Source organism: Nocardia mexicana NBRC 108244 (genome assembly GCF_001613165.1).
Taxonomy (GTDB): Bacteria; Actinomycetota; Actinomycetes; order Mycobacteriales; family Mycobacteriaceae; genus Nocardia; species Nocardia mexicana.
The window spans coordinates 69083-88472 of sequence record NZ_BDBV01000045.1 but is presented as its reverse complement, the minus strand read 5'-3'; the positions used below and the strand labels follow the sequence as shown (position 1 = coordinate 88472).

The 19390-nt window shown below is 70.1% G+C and carries 17 protein-coding genes; 7 read left to right on the top strand and 10 right to left on the bottom strand.

Going from position 1 to position 19390, the window contains the following annotated elements; genetic code table 11:
- Positions 1-8: 8 nt before the first annotated feature.
- From NM1_RS18325 to NM1_RS18315, 3 genes are all read left to right on the top strand, one after another.
- The gene (locus NM1_RS18325) at positions 9-992 is read left to right on the top strand and encodes a hypothetical protein (protein WP_068021090.1); all 984 of its coding nucleotides are present in this window, start codon (positions 9-11) and stop codon (positions 990-992) included.
- A gap of 219 nt (positions 993-1211) precedes the next feature.
- Entirely contained in the window at positions 1212-1739 is a 528-nt protein-coding gene (locus NM1_RS18320; RefSeq protein ID WP_174556887.1) for a DUF4254 domain-containing protein, read from the top strand.
- 108 nt (positions 1740-1847) lie between these two features.
- Positions 1848-2366: a pyridoxamine 5'-phosphate oxidase family protein gene (locus tag NM1_RS18315; RefSeq protein WP_246010810.1), complete on the top strand. Its 519-nt coding sequence runs from the start codon at positions 1848-1850 to the stop codon at positions 2364-2366.
- A gap of 9 nt (positions 2367-2375) precedes the next feature.
- On the opposite strand, the gene NM1_RS18310 is transcribed toward NM1_RS18315, so the two are convergent.
- Positions 2376-3461 (bottom strand): methyltransferase, encoded by a 1086-nt coding sequence (locus tag NM1_RS18310; RefSeq protein ID WP_068021088.1) that lies wholly within the window; start codon positions 3459-3461, stop codon positions 2376-2378.
- A gap of 43 nt (positions 3462-3504) precedes the next feature.
- A complete protein-coding gene (locus tag NM1_RS18305) occupies positions 3505-6246 on the bottom strand; it encodes a cytochrome P450 (protein ID WP_068021086.1) in 2742 nt (913 codons plus the stop codon).
- An 81-nt stretch (positions 6247-6327) separates the two neighbouring features.
- On the opposite strand from NM1_RS18305, the gene NM1_RS18300 reads away from it, so the two are divergent.
- Positions 6328-7608 (top strand): glycosyltransferase, encoded by a 1281-nt coding sequence (locus NM1_RS18300; RefSeq protein ID WP_068021084.1) that lies wholly within the window; start codon positions 6328-6330, stop codon positions 7606-7608.
- Complete coding sequence (locus NM1_RS18295; RefSeq protein ID WP_484203090.1) at positions 7605-8372, top strand: ABC transporter permease; 768 nt, start codon at positions 7605-7607, stop codon at positions 8370-8372. Before NM1_RS18300 ends, NM1_RS18295 begins: the two co-directional genes overlap by 4 nt.
- 15 nt (positions 8373-8387) lie before the next feature.
- On the opposite strand, the gene NM1_RS18290 is transcribed toward NM1_RS18295, so the two are convergent.
- Entirely contained in the window at positions 8388-8948 is a 561-nt protein-coding gene (locus tag NM1_RS18290) for a helix-turn-helix domain-containing protein (RefSeq protein ID WP_068021082.1), read from the bottom strand.
- A gap of 68 nt (positions 8949-9016) precedes the next feature.
- On the opposite strand from NM1_RS18290, the gene NM1_RS18285 reads away from it, so the two are divergent.
- Positions 9017-9991 carry an alpha/beta hydrolase family protein gene (locus NM1_RS18285; RefSeq protein WP_068021081.1) on the top strand — a complete coding sequence of 325 codons (975 nt, stop codon included), beginning with the start codon at positions 9017-9019 and terminating at the stop codon, positions 9989-9991.
- A 28-nt stretch (positions 9992-10019) separates the two neighbouring features.
- On the opposite strand, the gene NM1_RS18280 is transcribed toward NM1_RS18285, so the two are convergent.
- Together NM1_RS18280 and NM1_RS18275 are read right to left on the bottom strand one after the other, a co-directional pair.
- Positions 10020-10700: an alpha/beta hydrolase gene (locus tag NM1_RS18280; protein WP_068021079.1), complete on the bottom strand. Its 681-nt coding sequence runs from the start codon at positions 10698-10700 to the stop codon at positions 10020-10022.
- 193 nt (positions 10701-10893) lie between these two features.
- The gene (locus NM1_RS18275) at positions 10894-12021 is read right to left on the bottom strand and encodes an epoxide hydrolase family protein (protein ID WP_068021077.1); all 1128 of its coding nucleotides are present in this window, start codon (positions 12019-12021) and stop codon (positions 10894-10896) included.
- Between the two features lie 117 nt (positions 12022-12138).
- Between NM1_RS18275 and NM1_RS18270 the strand changes: the two genes are divergently transcribed.
- Complete coding sequence (locus tag NM1_RS18270; RefSeq protein WP_068021074.1) at positions 12139-13098, top strand: helix-turn-helix transcriptional regulator; 960 nt, start codon at positions 12139-12141, stop codon at positions 13096-13098.
- A 252-nt stretch (positions 13099-13350) separates the two neighbouring features.
- On the opposite strand, the gene NM1_RS18265 is transcribed toward NM1_RS18270, so the two are convergent.
- From NM1_RS18265 to NM1_RS18245, 5 genes are all read right to left on the bottom strand, one after another.
- A complete protein-coding gene (locus NM1_RS18265; protein WP_068021071.1) occupies positions 13351-14280 on the bottom strand; it encodes a D-isomer specific 2-hydroxyacid dehydrogenase family protein in 930 nt (309 codons plus the stop codon).
- A 208-nt stretch (positions 14281-14488) separates the two neighbouring features.
- Entirely contained in the window at positions 14489-15457 is a 969-nt protein-coding gene (gene ligD / locus NM1_RS18260; protein WP_068021233.1) for a non-homologous end-joining DNA ligase, read from the bottom strand.
- A 44-nt stretch (positions 15458-15501) separates the two neighbouring features.
- Entirely contained in the window at positions 15502-17631 is a 2130-nt protein-coding gene (locus tag NM1_RS18255) for a RecQ family ATP-dependent DNA helicase (RefSeq protein ID WP_068021231.1), read from the bottom strand.
- Between the two features lie 225 nt (positions 17632-17856).
- Positions 17857-18330 (bottom strand): VOC family protein, encoded by a 474-nt coding sequence (locus tag NM1_RS18250; RefSeq protein ID WP_068021070.1) that lies wholly within the window; start codon positions 18328-18330, stop codon positions 17857-17859.
- 72 nt (positions 18331-18402) lie between these two features.
- A complete protein-coding gene (locus tag NM1_RS18245) occupies positions 18403-19287 on the bottom strand; it encodes an alpha/beta fold hydrolase (protein ID WP_068021229.1) in 885 nt (294 codons plus the stop codon).
- Positions 19288-19390 lie beyond the last annotated feature (103 nt).

Here is a 19390-nt window from a genome sequence, read left to right as displayed (position 1 = left end):
TCACTCGGGTGCGGTATGAGCCGCACTACCTGCTGTATGCGGTGTTGTTCACCCTCGCCGTGGAGGGGACGGCCGCGCTGGCATCGGGCGTGCAGTGGCGGCCGGGCGGCGCCACCGTCGTCCGGATTGCGGTGGTGGCGATCGTGCTGCTGTATCTGCGCATGGTGGACGAGCAGAAGGATCTCGACTACGACCGCGAGTACCACCCGGATCGGCCCTTGGTGACCGGTGCGGTGAGTGCGCGAGAGCTGCGAGTCGCGATGGGGGTGATCGCGGTGGTGGCCGTAGGCGGCTCGCTGGCCCTGTCGGTACGGTCGGCCGTAATGATCTCCGCCGCACTGGTTTACGGCCTGCTGCTGTGGGGGCTGGAGCGGCTGTCGGCCACGGTGCGCGATGCCGTCATGGTGAACCTGGCGGTCACCTATCCGGTGCAGCTGTTCATCATCGGCTATGTCGTGGCGTCGGCGATCGATACCGGACAGGTCGGATCCGGCTGGGCGGCAGCGGCGGTCGCGGTGGTCTTCGCCGGGGCCTTCCTGCAGTTCGAATTCGCCCGCAAGACCGCGCGCGAGCCACGTCCGGGCGAGATGCTCTACTCGAATGCGCTGGGCCCCACCGGAAGTGCCGTGGCGGGAGTGCTGTGCGCCGTGCTGGCGGTGGCATGCGATCTGATCCTGGTGCGGCCGTGGGAGTATTCCGCTCCGAGGGCCGTGATTGCCTGGATCCCCTTGGTGCTGTTGGTGTTTCCCCTGTGGGGCGCGTTCAGGTTCGCCTCGGGCGGTGATTCGCCGAACGCGGATTCCTTGCTGCGCACCGACGGTGGCGCGACCCGGCACGCGGACGGAGGCACGGATGCCGCATTCACCTCCGGGACCCCGGCGCGCGGCGACCGCGGGGAGACGTCGCACCCGCCGTACCCCCTGGCACCCGCCGTCATCTTTGTTCTTACGTTGTACGCCGCCCTGATCACCCAGGCGTTCGTGCTGTCTTGATCCGACCCGATGGTCACCGCAGAGCCACTGAAAGGGCAGTGGGAGGGCCGGGCGAAACGCGCATGCTGGACAGTGCACCCGGCGCCGCAAGGAGATGTCCCCTTCGCAGAGAGCGGCGCGCCGGATCCGGCGCGGTCCGCCCTTGCCGCGCCGGGCTCGCGGTCCGGCGTCCGCGTGCGGCGCCGGGTGCGCCCGTTCGCCGCTTGGAGGTACACCGAGATGTACGTGCCGCAACCGGACGGCATGGAACGGCCGTCCGCCGGTCCCGTGATCGCGCGCTCCGCCGGGCGCGCCGTCGTTCGCCGCCGCAGCACGGGGCGATGGCGATCCGACGGCCCCGCCCCCGTCCTACCGGACTGGCACGAACTGCTGTCCGCATTCCTCGGCCACATCGGCGACGTACCCGGCGACCACGCGGTCACCCGCTGTGCGCGCGCCCTCGCCGAACTCCATCTGGAACGCCGCCGCGATCCGCGGCGGGCCGACGAAATCGACGGTCGCCGTGGCGAACTCGTCGCACACATCGACGACTGGGTGGCCGCGCACACGGTCGCCCGCCCGCGCGCGCAGTCCCTCGGCGCCGCCGTCGACGCCATGGCCGCCGCCCAGGTGCGCGCCAGCCACCTGCTCCGCAGCGTCGAGGATGTCGGCGACGAGCGGGTGCACGCCGCCTGGTTCCTGCTGGCCTCGCTGGCCGACGGCTGGACCGACCTGGTGCAGCAGACGACCGGGGTGCGGGCGAGCTGAGCGCGACAGCCTGTTTTTCGGCACATTTCCGTTTGGGCCGGGGGGATTACGGGAAAGTCGTTAGGACCCTCATGCACACGGGACACGACGAGCGGGGCATACAGCGCAATGACCAGCCGAGCCGAGGAGCACCCACGGCAGCAGCGGCCGTCGAGCCTTCCCACCGCACACCTGCGCGACGGCGAGCGCGAACGGATAATGATGGATATGGGCGCTCCCGCGCAGCAGGTTCCGCGCGACTTGACCAATGCCGAGTCGCTACGGTTGCTGGCGCGCGTGCGGTTCGGCCGGATCGTGTTCGCCCGCTATGCGCTACCCACCATCCGCCCGGTCAACCACATCGTCGATGACGACGCGATCGTCATCCACGCCAACCGCGGCACCGCCGTGAGCCCGGACCGGCAGGTGGTGGCCTACGAGGCCGACACCATCGATGAGCGCACCCACCGCGGCTGGTGCGTCATCGTCACCGGAACCGCCGAGGTGGTGACCGATCCGGACGAGCTGGAGCGGTACCGCGGGCTGCTGCGACCATGGCTGCCGGGCCCGCGCGATCACATCGTGCGCATCGAGCCGGACATCATCACCGGTGTCGAATTCGTCGATCCGGACGATTCCCTGCTCTGACCACGCCGTTCAGTTCGGGCGAGCCTCGATGACCGACTCCGGGCAGATGGTCGGCACGACGCGGCCGACCTCGAATCCGGCGGCGGCCAGCAGGTTGCGGTACTCGGTCTCGGTGCGTTCGCGGCCGCCGCTGTGGACCAGCATCTCCAGGTCGACGAATTTCCCCGGATGCGGCCCGCCGTCGCGGGGGAGGAGCAGTTCCACGATCAGCAGGCGGGCGTCGCCGGACATCGCGGTGCGCACGGTGCGCAGGATCTGCATTGCCCGCTCGTCGGGCCAGTCGTGCAGGACGTGCCGGAGCAGATAAGCGTCGCCGCCGGGCGGCACGGCATCGAAGAAGGACCCGGCACGCAGCGAAACACGGTCCGCCACACCGGCTTCGGTGAGGCCCGCGGCGGCGTCGGCCAGCACCTCCGGCAGATCGAACAGGATGCCGCGCGAGCGTGGAGCGCGGGACAGGATCTCGGCCAGCATCGCGCCCTGCCCGCCGCCGATATCGACGAGGGTGCCGAATCGGGCGAAATCGTATGTGGCGGCGACGGGTTCGGCGGTCAGCGAGCCGATGCTGGTCATCGCGCGGTCGAACAGTGCACCGAATTCCCGGTCGGCGCGGGCGAATTCGAAGAAGGACGCGGTGCCGGTCGCCGGTGTCCCGGTGCGCACCGCGTCGGCGAGCCGGGACCAGTGTGCGCGGTGGGTCTCGGAGCCGAAGAACAGCGCGGCGTCGCGCAGCGAGACCGGTGCGTCGCGGCAGAGCGCCCGGGCGGCCGGCGTGAGCGCGTAGCGGCCGTCGCGGCGCCGGGTGAAGATTCCGTAGGAGGTGAGCAGCCGCAGCAGGCGTGCCAGTGCGTCCTCGTCGGCGCCGACCGCGCGGGCCAGGTCGGCGCGGGTGCGCGGCCCCCCGGCGAGCGCATCGGCGATACCGAGCGCCGCGGCGGCGTGGATGGCCTGGGTGAGCCAGCCCGCGGCGAGCAGCTCCATCAGGGTGGCGGGCCCCGGCGCGAGCCGGCGATAGGCCCGGCCGAGGGTGTCGCGCAGTGCTTCCACCGCCCGGACCACCGGAATCGGCGGCGGGAAGGGGAGGCCGAACGCCATCACGACTCCCTGGGTCGGGGGTGGTTCGCGGTCGGTGTAGAGCCTACGTCCCGGGCGCCTGCCTCCGGAGGAGCGCCACCGGCAGCCGCGCGGGCGCGGCGACGAAATCCCGGCTGGACGGGCGGACCCGATAACCGGGCTGGGGCACCGTCTCCCAGCGCGTCAGCAGTGCCGCCGTCTGCAGGATGATGGTCATCATCGCGAAGTTGCTGCCCGGGCAGTGCCGGGGGCCGACCGAGAACGGCAGGACGGCCGCGCGGTCGATGGCCTCGGCGCGGCCGGGCGACCAGCGGTCGGGATCGAAGGTCTCCGGATCCGGGAACCAGCGTGCGTCGTGGTGAATCATGTACGGGCTGAACACCACCGTCGCGCCGGGCGGCAGCGCGAACGCACCGACGCGGACCTCGGCCGCCGCGGTCTGCGTGCTGACCCACGGCGCCCACATGCGCAGCGTCTCCTGCAGCACCTGCCGCAGGTAGGGCAGGGCCCCGGCATGTTCCGGGCGGACCGGACCCGCGCCCACCACCTCGTCCATTTCGGCGCGCACCCGGGCCGCCACCTCCTGATTGCGCATGAGCTCGTGCCACAGCCAGCCGAGCGTCGACGCGGTCGAGCCGATGCCCGCGGCGAGCATGAGCAGCAGTTCGTCGATGATCTGCTCGTCGGACAGCCGCGCCCCGGTCTCCGGGTCGGTGTGGCCGATGAGCGCGGACAGCACATCGTGGAAATCGCTGTCGCGGCGGCGGTATTCGGTGACGACCGCGCCGATCTCCGTGCGCATCCGCTCCGCGCGGGTGCGGAAGCGCCGGTCGGCCAGCGGCCGCAGGCGGCGCACCGCCGGGGGCAGGGCGGCGCGCTGGATCACCTGCCCGAGCAGCCACGGAATATGCTCGCGGATAGTGTCTTTCGCGTCCGCGCTGAAATCGGCGGTGAACAGGGTGGCCGAAATGGTGTCGAGCACGACGCGATGCGCCTCGTCCATCAGGTCGGACCGGCCCGCCCGCAGCCCGTCCGCCCACCGCTCGGCGATATCGGCTGCGGCCCCGGCATATTCGACCAGGCGGCGCTGCCGCAGCGCCGGGGCGACGAGGCGGCGGCGCAGCTCGTGCGGTGTGCCGCTGAGCACGTTGGACGCCTCGTGGATGATCTCGTGCATCGCTTCCCGCAGCTCCTCGCGGTGAAACTCACCGGCCTCGCCGAAGGCGACCTCGCGGATCAGCTCCGGGGTCGTCACCACGTAGGCGGGTCGCGGGCCCAGCTGCACCCGCACCACCTCGCCGAGCGGGCTGAGCGAGGTGACGAACCCGAGGGCATCGCGCAGGACGTGCAGGCTGTGGCCGAGGAGCGGGAGTGCGCCCGGGGCGGTGGGGATTTCGGATTCGGGGCGGGGCGGCCCCGTCCGTGCGCTTGCCTCCTCGTAGACCTCGAGCATCTTCTCGGTCTGCTGCGACTGCCGGACCGTATCGGCCTGCACGGCCAGCTTTTCGCGCATCTCGGCCAGCCGGTCCCGGTCGGTCGCCAGCTCCCGCAGCGTCTCGGCGATCGCGGTGGGCGACGGGCCGTGCGTACGCACCCCGCCGCCCTCGGGAATCGACTCGGCCAGATCGCGATCGCAGTACACCACCGGCAGGCCGACCACGACCGCCTCCAGCAGCGCCATGCCCTGGGTGTCGAAACCGCTCGACGGGAACAGCAGCACATCGTGTTCGCGCATGGCCGCGAGACATTCCGCCTGGCTCACCTCGCCGTGCAGTCGTATGCGTCCGCCCGCCGCGTCGGCGATCTCCCGGACCTTGTCGAATTCCGCTCCGCCGCCGTAGATGTCGAGTTCGCAGCTCTCGGCGAGAACCACCGCCTCGACGGCCGCGAGCGGCCGCTTCTCGGCCGACAGCCGCCCGCACCACAGTGCGCGCAGCGGTGCGGGCGCGGCGTCGCCGGTGGTCGCGGGGTGCTCGCCGGTTCGGGGCTTGTCCACTGTTGTCTCCGCCTCCGGCGTGGTCGCCGGGTGTCGCAGGGTTGAAAAGGTTTGCCGCCGAGGGTGTTCGGCGTATTCGGGGTCGTGCGGCGGCTCGGGGCCATCCTCGGCGTTGTCCGGCGGGCCGGGACCCGATGGACCGAGGTTCGCGAGGAGTTCGTCGTCGATTCCGTTGGACACCACGTGCATCGGGCGATCCAGGCCGTGGGCGCGCAGGCGGCGGGCGAAGTGGTGGGACGGGACGACGACCGCGTCCGCCGCGGCGGCGTGGCCGACCACCGTCCGCCAGGCGTGGTACGCGGCGCGGGACTCGTCGAGGCGCGGCGCCCGCGCGGAGCCGCGCAGGAACAGTCCGTGCAGCCCGCGCATGGTGAGCGCGGTGAGGTACGGCGCGGGCGAGGTGTGTTCGATGAAGGCGTCGTCGCGGCTGTGTACCGACTGCACCAGGGGCAGTCCGTGGCGTCGTGCGGCCCGCACGCCCAGGATGCCGACGCCGTAGGTGGTGTGCCCGTGCACGACGTCGATCGGGCCGCGCGCGGCGAACACGCCGTCGATGAACCGATTGTTGCTCTTGGTCGGTATGACCATCGGGTAGCCGTTGACCAGGACGCCGCGTAACCCGGACAAGATAAAGACGTCCGGGTCGTGGGTCAGTGATCGCATGTCCGGGTCGTGGGACGGTGGACCGGGGACGGTGAACAGTGTGACGCGGTGTCCGAGGCGCTGCAGGGCGCGACGTTGTGAATTCACCGAAGTTTGGATCCCGCCCACCGTGGCCGGGTGAAAATCGGTGAACATCGCGATGTGCACGGCCTCACCCTACGGCGGTAGCGGGTTGCAGGAGCGAAGTTCGATCACGCGGGGCCGGGCCGGCACCGGAGAGGACAGCGTATGAGAGTGGCGATTCCCCTGACCGGTACGCGGGGCGACGTGCAGCCAGCGGTCGCGCTCGGTCTGGAGCTGCGGCGACGCGGTCACGAGGTGCGGCTGGGCACGCCGCCGAATCTCGTCGACTTCGCCACCCGGGCCGGGCTGAACGCGCACACCTGCGGGCCCGACGTACAGCAGCTGTATTCCTCGGAGCAGGGGCAGCGGGCGCTGGCCGCGGGCAGCAGCTTCCGGCTCATGCAGCTGGTCGGCAAGCAGATGGCCGACTACGCCGACCGGATGAACCGCGAGGTGATCGAGGTGTGCTCCGACGCCGACCTGATCGTGGCCACGATGCTCACCGAGGATCGGGCGCACGCGGTCGCCGAGGCGATGGGGGTGCCGATGGTATCGCTGCACGGCTTTCCCTGCCGCAGCAACGCCGCCTATCCGTTCCCCGGTGCGCTGCCGCCGCGGTGGCGCCCGCCCGCCGCGGTGAACCGGGCCACCTGGGCGCTGGCGGAGAATCTGCGGCGCGTGGTGTTCATGCGCTACCTCAATCGCCTGCGCACCGAACTGCGGCTGCCGCGCAGCACCGCGAGCACCGCGGCCGAGCTGGCTCGCGACGGCGTACCCGAGGTGCAGATCTACGATGCGGCGCTGGTCCCCGGGCTGCCTGAGCAGTGGGATCGGCGGCGGCCGTTCGTCGGTTTCCTGCCGCTGGAGCGGTCCGCGCGCGAGGCGATCGGGGAGTTGGCGGCCGATCACAGCGACCTGGTCTCGTGGCTGCGGCAGGACGCGCCGCCGGTGTATTTCGGCTTCGGCAGCATGCCGATCCGGGATACCCACGCCGTGCTGGCGATGGTGCGCGAGGTGTGCGATCGGCAGGGGTTGCGCGCACTGGTCAGCGCCGGTTGGAGCGATCTCGACGCCGCGAACGCCGAAACCGGGCCCGGCATCCGGGTGGTGGGCCCGCTCGCCCACGACCTGGTGTTCCCGCTGTGCGCCGCCGCCGTCCACCACGGCGGCATCGGGACCACCTTCGAGACCCTGCGCGCCGGGCTGCCGACCATGGTGTGCTCGGTGTCGTTCGATCAGCCGATGTGGGGCGGACAGGTGGAACGCCTCGGGGTGGGCGCGCACGTGAGCTTCCGGAAGCTCGACAGCGAGCGGCTCGCGGAGGGGGTGCGTCACATTCTGCGGCCCGAGGTCGGGCAGCGCGTGAAAGAGCTTGCGGCCCGGCTGCAATCGAGCTCGGACGCGACGACCCGCACGGCCGACATCGTGGAGGCGGCCGCCCGGTGACGGTGTGCACCGACAGCTGGGTGATGGTGCGGCGGTGTCTGCGGCGGACGGTGCGCAGCCGGGATACGCTGCTGATTTCGGTGCTGCTGCCGGTGCTGATCATGCTGCTGTTCGTGTATGTGTTCGGCGGCGCGATCGAGGTGGACATGCCCTATATCGCGTATGTCGTGCCGGGAATCGTGCTGCTGTGCACGGGATTCGGGGCCTCGATCACGGCCACCACGGTCGCGCAGGACGTGCGCGGCGGGGCGATCGACAGGTTCCGGACGCTGCCCGCCTTTCGCCAGGCGCTGCTGGCCGGGCATGTCGGCGAGGGGGTGGTGCGCAATCTGGGGGTGATCGGCGTGCTGTTCCTCGTGGCGCTGATGCTCGGATTCCGTCCCCGCGCAGGTTTTTTCGCGTGGCTCGCGGTATTCGGCATGGTCGTGCTGCTGGTTCATGCCGTCACCTGGATCGCCGTCGCGCTCGGCCTGCTGGCCCGAAATCCGGAGGCGGCAGGCGGATTCACCTACGCCATCATGTTCATCCCCTACATCAGCAGCGCCTTCGTCCCGGTCGCGACCATGCCCGGCTGGCTGCGCGGCTTTGCCGAACACCAGCCCGCGACCCCGGTGATCGGTGTCGTCCGCGGCCTGCTCACCGGCACACCCGTGGGGTCCGCCGGGCTGTTCGCCGTACTGTGGTGCGTCGCGCTGGCCGCGCTGGGATTCGCCTGTGCTGCTCGGCTTTTCGAGCGAGCATCGAAGGATTCGGGGACGCGGTGACCGCGGCGGGTGCCGTCAGGGGTTCGCGTCGGGTTCGGTGTCGTCCGTGCCGTCGCCGATCGGAAACAGCACCGGGCTCAGCAGATATTGTGAGCGGCCGGGAGCGGATCGGTTCGCCATCCGGGGCGCGATGACCGAGCGCAGATCCGCGATGAGCGCGGTGAGCTCGTCGCGGCTCAGCCACACCGAGGACTGGCGGTAGCCGACCAGATCGGCGGCCGGGTCGGCGCCGTCGCGGTCGAGATAGGCGTTGAACTCGGCCAGAAGCGTCGCCATGGCGACCGCGAAGATCTGCCGGTGCCGGTCGGGCCTGGCAGCGGCGGCCGACTCGGCATCGATCACCGCGTTCTCACGGCGCAGCCGGTACCGGCGCTCCACGGCGCCGCGCACGCGGTATTCCTCGGCCACCTCCAGGATTCCGCCCGCGACCAGCAGCTCCACGTGCCGGTACACGGTGGCCTTGGAGACGTCGGGCAGCCGGGCGCACAACTCGGCGGTGGTGCGCGTCCGCCCGCTCGACATCGCGTGCACGATGCGCAGCCGCACCGGATGGGCCAGCAGTTCGATCGCGTCCATGCAGTGATGTTCGCATCCGTGATACCTTTCTCAAAGTTGAGAACGTTGGGTGTCGCCGGGAGGGCGTGATGGAACGAATCGAACAGCCGATCACAGGGTCCGAGGCATGGCGCCCGCCCGGATACGTGGATCCGGACTCCTTCGACGAACGGGACGTGACGCTCGACGGCGGACCGTTCGCGGTGCCGGGCACGGTGACCGTGCCGCGCACGCCGGGCCCGCACCCCGCCGTGGTGCTGCTGGCCGGTGGCGGGCCGTTCAATCGCGACGAGACGGCGGGCCCGAACAAGACGCTCAAGGATATTGCCTGGGGCCTGGCCGCCCGGGGGATCGTCGTGCTGCGCTTCGACAAGGCGACCTTCGTGGATCAGGGTGTCTTCGGGCGGCCGGACTTCACTCCGACCGACGAGTACGTGCCCCATGCGGTGGCGGCCGTCGAACTGCTGCAACGGCACGAAAAAGTGGACACCGCACGGGTTTTCGTGGTCGGGCACAGCATGGGCGGCAAGTTCGCCCCGCGCGTCGCGGCGACGGCTCCGTCGGTGGCCGGTCTGGTCGTGATGGCCGGGGACACGCAGCCGATGCACGTGGCGTGCGTACGGGTGATGCGATACCTCGTCTCACTGGATCCCGAAAACGAGGAAGCGGCACGGCTTCTGGCGACCTTCACCGAGCAGGCGAAGGTCGTCGACAGCCCGGAGCTGTCGGTGACGACGCCACCGTCCGAGTTGCCGTTCGGGGCATCGGGGGCCTACTGGCTGGACCTGCGTGCCTACGATCCGGTCGCGACCGCGGTGCAGGTCGCCAAGCCGATGTTCATCGTGCAGGGCGGACGCGACTACCAGATCACCGTGGCCGACGACCTGATCGGCTGGCAGCGGGGCCTCGCCGACCGGCCGGACGTGACGATCCGCATCTACGACGCCCTCAACCACATGCTCTGCCCCGGCACCGGGCCATCCACACCGGCGGATTACGAAGCGGTGGGACACGTCGACCCCGAACTCGTCACCGACGTGGCGAATTGGATTCTGGCACGTTGAGCAGAATCCGCTGTGCGACAGGGGATTTCTAAAGATCGGTCCAGTAGCGATGTAGACGTTCGGCGAGGGGGCGGGGGTGACTGAGCATGACGCCGTGGCTGCCCTCGATCTCGTCGGGGGTGATGCCGAGCCGGTCGCGGATCAGCGGCCGCATGAATTCCGGTGGGAAGAAACGATCGTCGCGGCAGAGCAGGAAGCGCGTCGGGACCTTCGGCCATTCCTCGAGCGGGATCGGTTCGCCGCCTTTGGTTCCGGCGTCGCTGCGTTCGCGCCGCAGTGCCTCGGCCGCCAGATCGGCCGGGACATCGTGCATGAAGACATCGACGATCTGCTCCGGGGTGTCCATCGCGACGCCCCGGCCGTCGTATCCGGCCTCGGACCACCAGGCATCGGGCGCCTCGCCCGGCACCGGGATCATTCCGCTCACCAGGACCAGTAGCTCGGTGTCGATCCGCGAGCACACCACCGCCGCGGTCAGGGCGCCGTAGGAATGCGCGACCACAACGACATTCGAGCGATCGCCGATATCGGCGATCACCGAGTCGGCGTACTCCGACACCCCCTTCGCCGGATCCTCGATCGGCAGACCCACGGCGACAACGTCGTGTCCACGCGCTCGCAGTTCGGGGACCACAAGGTGCCAGTCCCACGAACTGCCGCCCCCGCCATGAATCAACACGAAGGTAGCCGTTTCCCGGTCGGGGCTCATCACGAACCTGCCTATCGCATAGCAGTTGTCGTCGTGAGCCTACCGGGCACGCCAACCGGCCTCGCTCGAACAGAGCGAGGCCGGTCCGTTGTCCCGCGCCGGGAGCGCCGCCGGATCTTGTGCCCCGCGCCGGGAGCACCGCCGGATCTTGTGCCCCGCGCCGGGAGCACCGCCGGATCTTTTGCCCCGCGCGTTATTTCAAGGGGCCGAAGAACTTTTGCAGGTCCTGGGCCAGGTCGGTGGGTGCTTCCATGGCCGGGAAGTGCAGGGCGTGGTCGAATTCGGTCCAGTGCGCGTCTGCGGGGGCGGGGGCCACGCGGCGCACGGTCTCGTCGGCGCCGAACACCGCGAAGCCCTGCGGCACGGTGGGCGGGGCGCCCCAGTCCGACGAATGCGCCTGCTCGTAGAGGGTGTGGGCGGCGCCGACACCCGAACCGGTGAACCAGTACAGGCTCACCGTGGTGAGCAGCAACCGGTCGCGGTCGATCGGCAGCGCGGTCCATTCGTCGAATTTCTCTGCGACCCAGGCCAATTGCAGCAGCGGCGAATCGGCCAGGCCGTAACCGATGGTCTGCGGGCGGCTGTTCTGGATGGCCAGGTATCCCGAGTCGTCGCGCCGGAATTCCTCCATGCGGGTCAGGATCAGCTTGTCGATCGGATCGTTCGCGTCGAGGCTGTCGGCCATGCCGGGGAGGAAGGTGGCGGTGGCGGCGGCCGTCATCGGATCGGTCACCACGTGCACGCCGGTCACATGCTCACCGTCCAGTCCGGCGACGGCTCCCGACACACCGGCCCCGACGTCGCCGCCGTGCACGCCGTACCGGTCGTACCCGAGCCGGCGCATCAATTCGACCCAGGCGCGGGCGGTGCGCGACATCGTCCATCCGGTGTCGCTCAACGGGGTCGACAGCGTGTAACCGGGCAGCGAGGGGACGACGACATGGAACGCCGGGCCGTCGGCCGGATCGGTGAGCAGCGGGATCAGGTCGGCGAACTCGGCGAACGAGCTCGGATAGCCGTGGGTGAGCACCAGCGGCGTGGCGTCCGGACGGTCGGAACGCACGTGCAGGAAGTGGATGCGCTGGCCGTCGATCTCGGTGGTGAACTGGGGAAAGGAGTTGAGCCGGGCTTCCTGTGCGCGCCAATCGAATTCGTTCCTCCAGTACTCCGCCAGGTCGCGCAGGTGGTCCACGGTGATGCCACGCTCGGCGCCCACCCCCGGCAGGGTGGCGGCCCAGCGCGCGTGAGTGAGCCGGTCGCGCAGGTACTCGAGCTCGGACTGGGGGATATCGATCCGGAAGGGCCGAATGTCGTTGTTCATGAGGGTGACTCCGTTCTGGCTGTCGCATCGAACCACGAACCCTGTCGTGATCACTGGGGAAACCATACGAAGGATTGCGGAACGGTTCGTTCCTAGTTTCCGGATAAAATTTGAATCATGTTGGAGACCTCGGCGCGACTGCTGCGACTGCTGTCGCTACTGCAGGCGCGGCGCGACTGGACCGGCACCGAACTGGCGCACCGGCTGCACGTCACCACCCGGACCGTCCGCAAGGACATCGATCGGTTGCGTGAGCTCGGCTATCCGGTGCAGGCCCGGCCGGGAGTGGACGGCGGCTATCGGCTCGGCGTCGGCGGCGCGCTGCCGCCGCTGCTGCTCGATGACGAGGAGGCGGTCGCCGTGGTCATCGGATTGCGCACGGCCGCAAGCGGTTCCGTCGCCGGTATGGAGGAGAGCTCGCTGCGCGCGCTGACCAAGCTGCAGCAGCTGCTGCCGTCGCGGCTGCGCCACCGCGTGGGGGCGTTCCAGCACGCGCTGCCGGTGCCGTTTCGCGGTCCGCAGGTCGACCCCGATGTACTGACGACGGTGGCCGGTGCGTGCCGCGACCACGAGCAGTTGCGCTTCGACTATCGGACGTATGCGGGCGCGGTGACCCGCCGGTCGGTGGAACCGTATCGGCTGGTCAATCACCGGCAGCGGTGGTACCTGGTGTCCTGGGATCCTGAGCGGGGCGACTGGCGCACCTTCCGGGTCGATCGCATGCGGCCGCGCACACCGGCCGGGCCGCGCTTCACGCCGCGCGAACTACCGCCCGACGACGAGATCTCCGCCCGCGTCGTGCGCGGAATCGGCGAGGCCACATGGCAGTTCCGCGCCCGCGTGGTGGTGCACGCACCCGCGGCCCACGTGCGGGAGCGGCTGCCGATTCCGGCCGAGATCGAGCCACTGGGCGACGACCGGTGTGCCTTCGAACCCGGCTCGGACAATCCGCAGCTGCTGGCCCTCTACCTGGGCATGCTGGATGCCGATTTCGAGGTAGTGGACTCGCCGGAACTGGTGGAGGCCGTGCACGCCCTCGTCGGTCGATACCAGCGCGCCGTCTCCGGCATGACGTAACGCGCCCCCGTCATCCCGGCGTGCTTTTGGCCGGGATCCACACCGTGTGGCTGGATTTCGGCCAAAAGCGTGCCGGAATGACGGAGGGGGTGTGCCGGGATGATGGAGGGGGTGTGCCGGAATGGTGGAGGGGGCGTGCCGGAATGACGGAGGGGGCGTGCGGACTGACGGAGGGGTGTGGCGGAAGGGAGGTAGCGCGGTTTCGCCGTCCTGGACGCGGCACCGGGTGGTCGCCGGGCGGTCGGCCGTCGCTCAGTACCCTGCGACGATGTCGATGCGGGCGATCAGGTCGTGGCCCGAGACGAAGCGGCGGATGTTCTCCGTGACGTGGTCGGCGAAGGCCGCGGTGCGCAGGTGCGGCGGATTCGAATCATGCGGGGTGACAATGGCATTCGGAAGATCCCACAGTGGGTGGCCGTCGGGGAGCGGCTCCGGGTCGGTGACGTCGAGGCCCGCACCGCCGATGGTGCCGTCGCACAGGGCCTGGACGAGGGCGTCGGTGTCGACGAGGCTGCCCCGGGCGATATTGATCACCCATGACGTCGGTTTCAGCTGGGCGAGTTCGGCCTTGCCGACGAGATGGCGGGTGTCCGCGGTGGCGGGCGCGGCCACCACGACGTGGTCGGTGCGCGGCCACACCTCCGACAGTCGGTGCGCCGGAACGGTTTCCACCACTCCGGGCGCGGAAACGGGTGTGCCGGACCTGTTCACGGCGATCACCCGCACGCCGAACGGATGCAGCAGGGTGATGAGCTCGCGGCCGATGCCGCCCGCGCCCACGATGGTCACCGTGGCGCCGCGCAGCGTGCCCACGTGCGGGAAGAATTCGGCCTGACGCCAGCTGCGGGCCCGGATGTGCTCGGGCAGATACCGCACACCCGCCAACAGCAGCATCAGGGCGTGCTCGGCCACGCTGTTGGCGAAAGCGCCTGCGGCGGAGGTGAACACGACGCCGGGATGACGTTCGAACACACCGGAGTCGAACCATTCCTCGACGCCCGCGGAGAACAGCTGCACCCATTCGATGCCGTCCGGCAGCCGCTCCGGGAATCCGTCGGGTTCGCCGTCCCAGACCAGCGCCCGGGCCGAGTCCAGATCAGCGACCGTCCCGCCGCCCGCTGCTATCGCCTGTTCGAGCAAGGTGGTCCGTGCGGGTCCGAGGGCAATCGGTACCGACGTCATAGCGATCTCCTTCGCGGTCGAGCGGGTGTTCGGGCCGGGTGCCGCTGTGCGATCAGGTTCGAACGCCTGGTGTCCCGGGCCATGTGCACTGTATCGGGTTGCTTTCGGGTGGAAGTTCCCCGATCGTTCTGAGGGCGGCAGACGTCGACGGCCGACCGGATGCATCGGCGTGATCGCTGGTCGAGCCCGGCTACCTGGGCCGATGCCGTCATTCCTCGGGTGCGTCCTCGTCCAGGTCGACCTCCACCTGGTCACGGTCGGCCCACTCCAGCAGGGAGTCGAGTTCGAACACCGCGTCGTCGATCCCGGCGTGCAGGTCGCCGAGCTTCGCGTAGCGGTCGGGCACGGTGGCCATGGTGAAGTCGCGCGGCTCGATATCGGGGATCTCGTCCCAGCGCACCGGGGTCGACACGGTGGCCTCGGGCACGCCGCGCACCGAGTACGCCGCGGCGATCGTATGGTCGCGGGCATTTTGGTTGTAGTCGATGAAAAGCAGCTTCGGGTCCCGATCGCGCCGCCACCAGGTGGTGGTCACGTCGTCGGGTAGCCGGCGCTCGACCTCGCGGGCGAAGGCCAGGGCCGCGCGGCGCACGTCCTGGAAGCCCCACTCCGGCGCGATGCGCACGTAGACGTGTAAACCCTTGCCGCCCGAGGTCTTCGGCCACCCGACCGCTCCGAGCTCGTCGAGCACCTCCCGCACGACGCCCGCCACGCGCTGCACCCGTGACCACGGGCAATCGGGCATCGGATCCAGGTCGATCCGCCATTCGTCGGGCTTCTCGGTGTCGAACCGGCGCGAGTTCCACGGATGGAACTCCACGGTCGACATTTGCGCCGCCCAAATGACGTCGGCGAGCTGGCTCACGCACAGTTCGTCGGCGGTGCGGCCGTAGCGGGGGAAATACACGCGGACCGTCGGGAGCCAGTCCGGCGCGCCCGCCGGCACCCGCTTCTGATGCACCTTGCCGCCCGGCAGGCCCTTGGGGAACCTGTGCAGCATGCACGGCCGGTCCCGCAGCGCGTTGACGATCCCGTCGCCGACGCTCAGGTAGTACTGCACCAGATCGAGCTTGGTCGCCCCGGTCTCGGGGAAATACACCCGATCCGGATTCGACACGCGAACCGTGTGCTCGCCGACGGTCAATTCGATCGCGGGCGACGCAGACTTGCTGGCCACCTGTCCGACGATAGCCACTCGATCATGCTTCGGCACGCGAACGATCAGCTCGGTGTCGCCAGGGCGAACGGCAGTACGGCAGGCGCCCCGGCCTGGCGCAGGGCGCGGGCGGCCAGGGTCATGGTCCAGCCGGTGTCGGTGAGCGCGTCGACCAGGAGGACGGGACCGTCGAGGCCGGTGAGGTCGGGGACCTCCCAGGAATCGAACAGGGCCGCGACGCGGTGGGCGGAGTTGGCGGCCGAGACCGGTGGGCGGTCGGGGCGCGACGACAGGGTACCGAGATCGCGCAGGCGGCCCACGTGCGCCAGCCGAGCGGCCAGGTCGGCGGCCAGCCGGGGCCGCGCCGGTGACTCGAGGGCCATGACCGAGGTGGGGCGGTCGGCCCAATTCCATTCGCGCAGAATGGCGATGCACGCGTCGAAGACCTGGTCGGGCACCGGGCCGTCGGGGCCGTCGAGCAGGGTGCGCAGGCGTTGACCCCAGCCGAGATCGCTGAGCCGCCCCAGCACCCGGCCGGTCTCCGCACCGTCGGAAATCTTGCCGGACAACGGGACTCCGAGCTTGGCCATGCCGGTCGGCCACTGTTTGCGCGGGGCCAGGTCGATGCCCGGACGGTCCAGCCGGGCGCGGGTGGCGTCCAGCTCTCCGGTGTCGACCGCGGTGTCGTGGCGGGTGCCCGTGCAGTTGTCGCACCGGCCGCACGCTGTGTCGGTCAGGCCCGGATCGTCGAGCTGGCCGCGCAGGAAGTTCATGCGGCAGCCGGTGGTCGCCTGGTAGTCGATCATCGCCTGCTGTTCGGCCTCGCGCGCCGCCGCGAGGCGCTCGTAGCGCTCGGTGTCGTAGGCCCACGGCTCGCCGGTCGCGACCCAGCCGCCGCGCACCCGGCGGACCGCACCGTCCACGTCGAGCACCTTCAGCACCATCTCCAGCCGGGAGCGATTGAGCTCCACCAGTGGTTCCAGCGCGGCCGTCGACTGCGGGCGCTCGCGGTCGAGCGCGTCGAGCACCGCGCGCACTATGTGCTCGCGGGGGAATGCCACCGAGGCGAAATAGCTCCAGATCCGCCGGTCCTCCGGGCCGGGCAGCAGCAGCACCTCGGCCCGATCGGTGCCGCGACCGGCGCGGCCGACCTGCTGGTAGTAGGCGATCGGGGAGGACGGGGCGCCGACGTGCACGACGAATCCGAGATCCGGCTTGTCGAAGCCCATGCCGAGCGCGGACGTGGCGACCAGCGCCTTCACCTCGTTGTCCAGCAATGCCTGCTCGAGCACCTCCCGCTCGGCGGGGTCGGTCTGGCCGGTGTAGGCCGAGACCCGGTGCCCGTGCGAGGTGAGCACGTCGGCCAGGTCGTGCGCGGCCGCGACGGTGAGGGTGTAGATGATGCCGGAGCCGGGCAGCTCGTGCAGGTGCTTGCTCAGCCAGGCCGTGCGCTGTACGGCGTCCTCGATGCGGATTACCGACAGATGCAGCGATTCGCGGTCCAGCGTGCCGCGCAGCACGAGCGTGCCGGTGTCGTCGCGCGGCTCGTCGTCACTCGCTTCGCCGACCCGGATGCCGCCGATCTGGGTGGCGACATCGGTCACCACCCGGTCGTTCGCGGTCGCCGTCGTGGCCAGCACCGGGATATCGCTGCCGAGATCGGCGATCAGGGTCCGGATGCGGCGGTAGTCGGGCCGGAAGTCGTGCCCCCAGTCGGAGACGCAGTGCGCCTCGTCGATCACCACCAGCCCGGCGTCGGCGGCCAGTTTCGGCAGCACCGAATCGCGAAAGTCCGGATTGTTCAACCGCTCCGGGCTCACCAGCAGCACGTCGACCTCGCCCGCGGCCACCCGGGCGTGGATCTCGTCCCAGTCGGTGACATTGCCGGAGTTGATGGTCTCCGCGACCACGCCGGCGCGCTGTGCCGCAGCCACCTGGTTACGCATCAGCGCCAGCAGCGGCGACACGATCACCGTGGGCCCGCGCCCGGCCGCGCGCAGCAGTTTGGCGGCGATGAAGTACACCGCCGACTTGCCCCACCCGGTGCGCTGCACCACCAGCGCCCGGCGCCGGTGCACCACCAGCGCCTCGATCGCCGTCCACTGGTCCTCCCGCAGCCGCGCATGCGGCCCGGCCAGCTCATGCAGCAGTCCCTCGGCGGATTCCCGCAGATCGGTCGTAGTCACGCGCTCCATCGTGCCGGACGCCACCGACACGGGCGAGGCTGTACGGCCTCCCGCACCCCGTATTCGTTCCCGCACCCGCTGCACGAGGTGCAACGGGTGCGGGAATGTGTGCGGGTGCGTCTCCCCTGGGTGCGGGAATGTGTGCGGGTGCGTCTTCCCTGGGTGCGCGAGTGTGCGCTGGGTGCGTCTCCTACAGGTGCGGGAACATGTGCGGGGGTGCGATTTCGGGGGCGGTCAGCTGTTCTCGTAGGCCTTTCGCATGGCCGCGAGGTCGATCTTCTTCATGGTGTACATGGCCTGCAGGGCGCGTTCGACGGCGGCGGGGTCGCCCTTCATCAGGTCGTTGGCCTCCGCGGGCCAGATCTGCCACGGCACGCCGTACTTGTCGTTGAGCCAGCCGCATTGGACCTCCTGGCCGCCGTCGGCGAGCAGCGCGTCCCAGAGGCGGTCGACCTCGTCCTGGCTGTCGCAGTTGACCAGCAGCGACATGGCGTGGGTGTAGTTGTAGTCGCCGCCGCCGTTGATGGCCGTGAACCGCTGGCCCGCCAGTTCGAAGTCGACCACCATCGCCAGATCGGCCGGGCGGGGACCACCCTCGGAGTAGTACTGGATGTCGGTGATCTTCGAATCCGGAAACAGCGAACAGTAGTAGGTGGCGGCCTCCTCGGCCTCGGTGTCGTACCAGAGATTGGTGACGATCTTCTGCATGATGACCTCCGCTCGGAATATGACGAGTTCACCACTCCAGACGCCTCGGGCAGCCGAAATTCACCGGTGCCGCTACGCGCTGTGGCGCTCGGTGGCCGCAGCCAGCTCCAGCAGCCGCGCGCGCACCAGATCCGGACGTTCCTCCGGGATGAAATGCCCGCAGCCGGAGACGTATTCGACCGTGTAGTCGTCGGCGATCGCGGTGTCGGCGGCGGCCAGGGACCGGTGGATGGCGCCGTCGTCGATACCGAACAGGGCGCGGATCGGCAGGGTGGCGCGGCGGCGCTCGGGGCGGCGCTGCGCGGGGATCTCGCGCAGCAGGAAGGTGCGGTAGGTGTCGGTGGCGGCGCGGGCGGCGACGGGGTTGCGGAAGCTGTCGCTGTAGGCGCGGACCACCTCGGGGGTGAACTCGCCGCCGTCGCTGACGCTCAGCCGGAAGACCCGGTCGATGAAGCGGGTGCGGCGGTGCAGCGGCACCCCGAAGGCCGCCACCAGCGGCTGATACAGCAGGAACCGCCAGAAGTGCGGTGCCATCGTCCGCGCCGTGTTCCAGGGGTGAGCGATATTGAGGGGTAGGTAGCCGTCGAAGCGCCCGGGATCGCGCAGCACCATCAGAAAGCCGACGTAGCCACCCCAGTCGTGCCCCGCCAGCAGCGCCCGCGACACACCCAGCTCGTCCAGCAACGCCAGCACGTCCTGGGCGACATCCTCCTTCGCCCAGCGGTGCGGCGGCGGGCCCGACCAGCCGTAGCCCGGCAGATCCGGGGCGATGATCCGCAGCCCGGCGGGCGGATCGGCGAGCAGGTGCCGGTAGGCGTAGTGATGCTGCGGCCAGCCGTGCAGCACGACCACCGGCCGCCCGTCCGCCGGACCGGCCTCGGTCACGTGGAACCGGACGCCGCGCGCGGTCACGAAACGGCGCCGTACTCCGGCGATGGCAGGCGGTTCGGAGGTCACATCGGTCGAACTCATACCCGATGCTAACCAGCGACGACGGCAGGAAGTGCCACGCCGAGAGCGATTTCCGCCTCCGGTCGGACATATTTCCGACTCAGGCAGG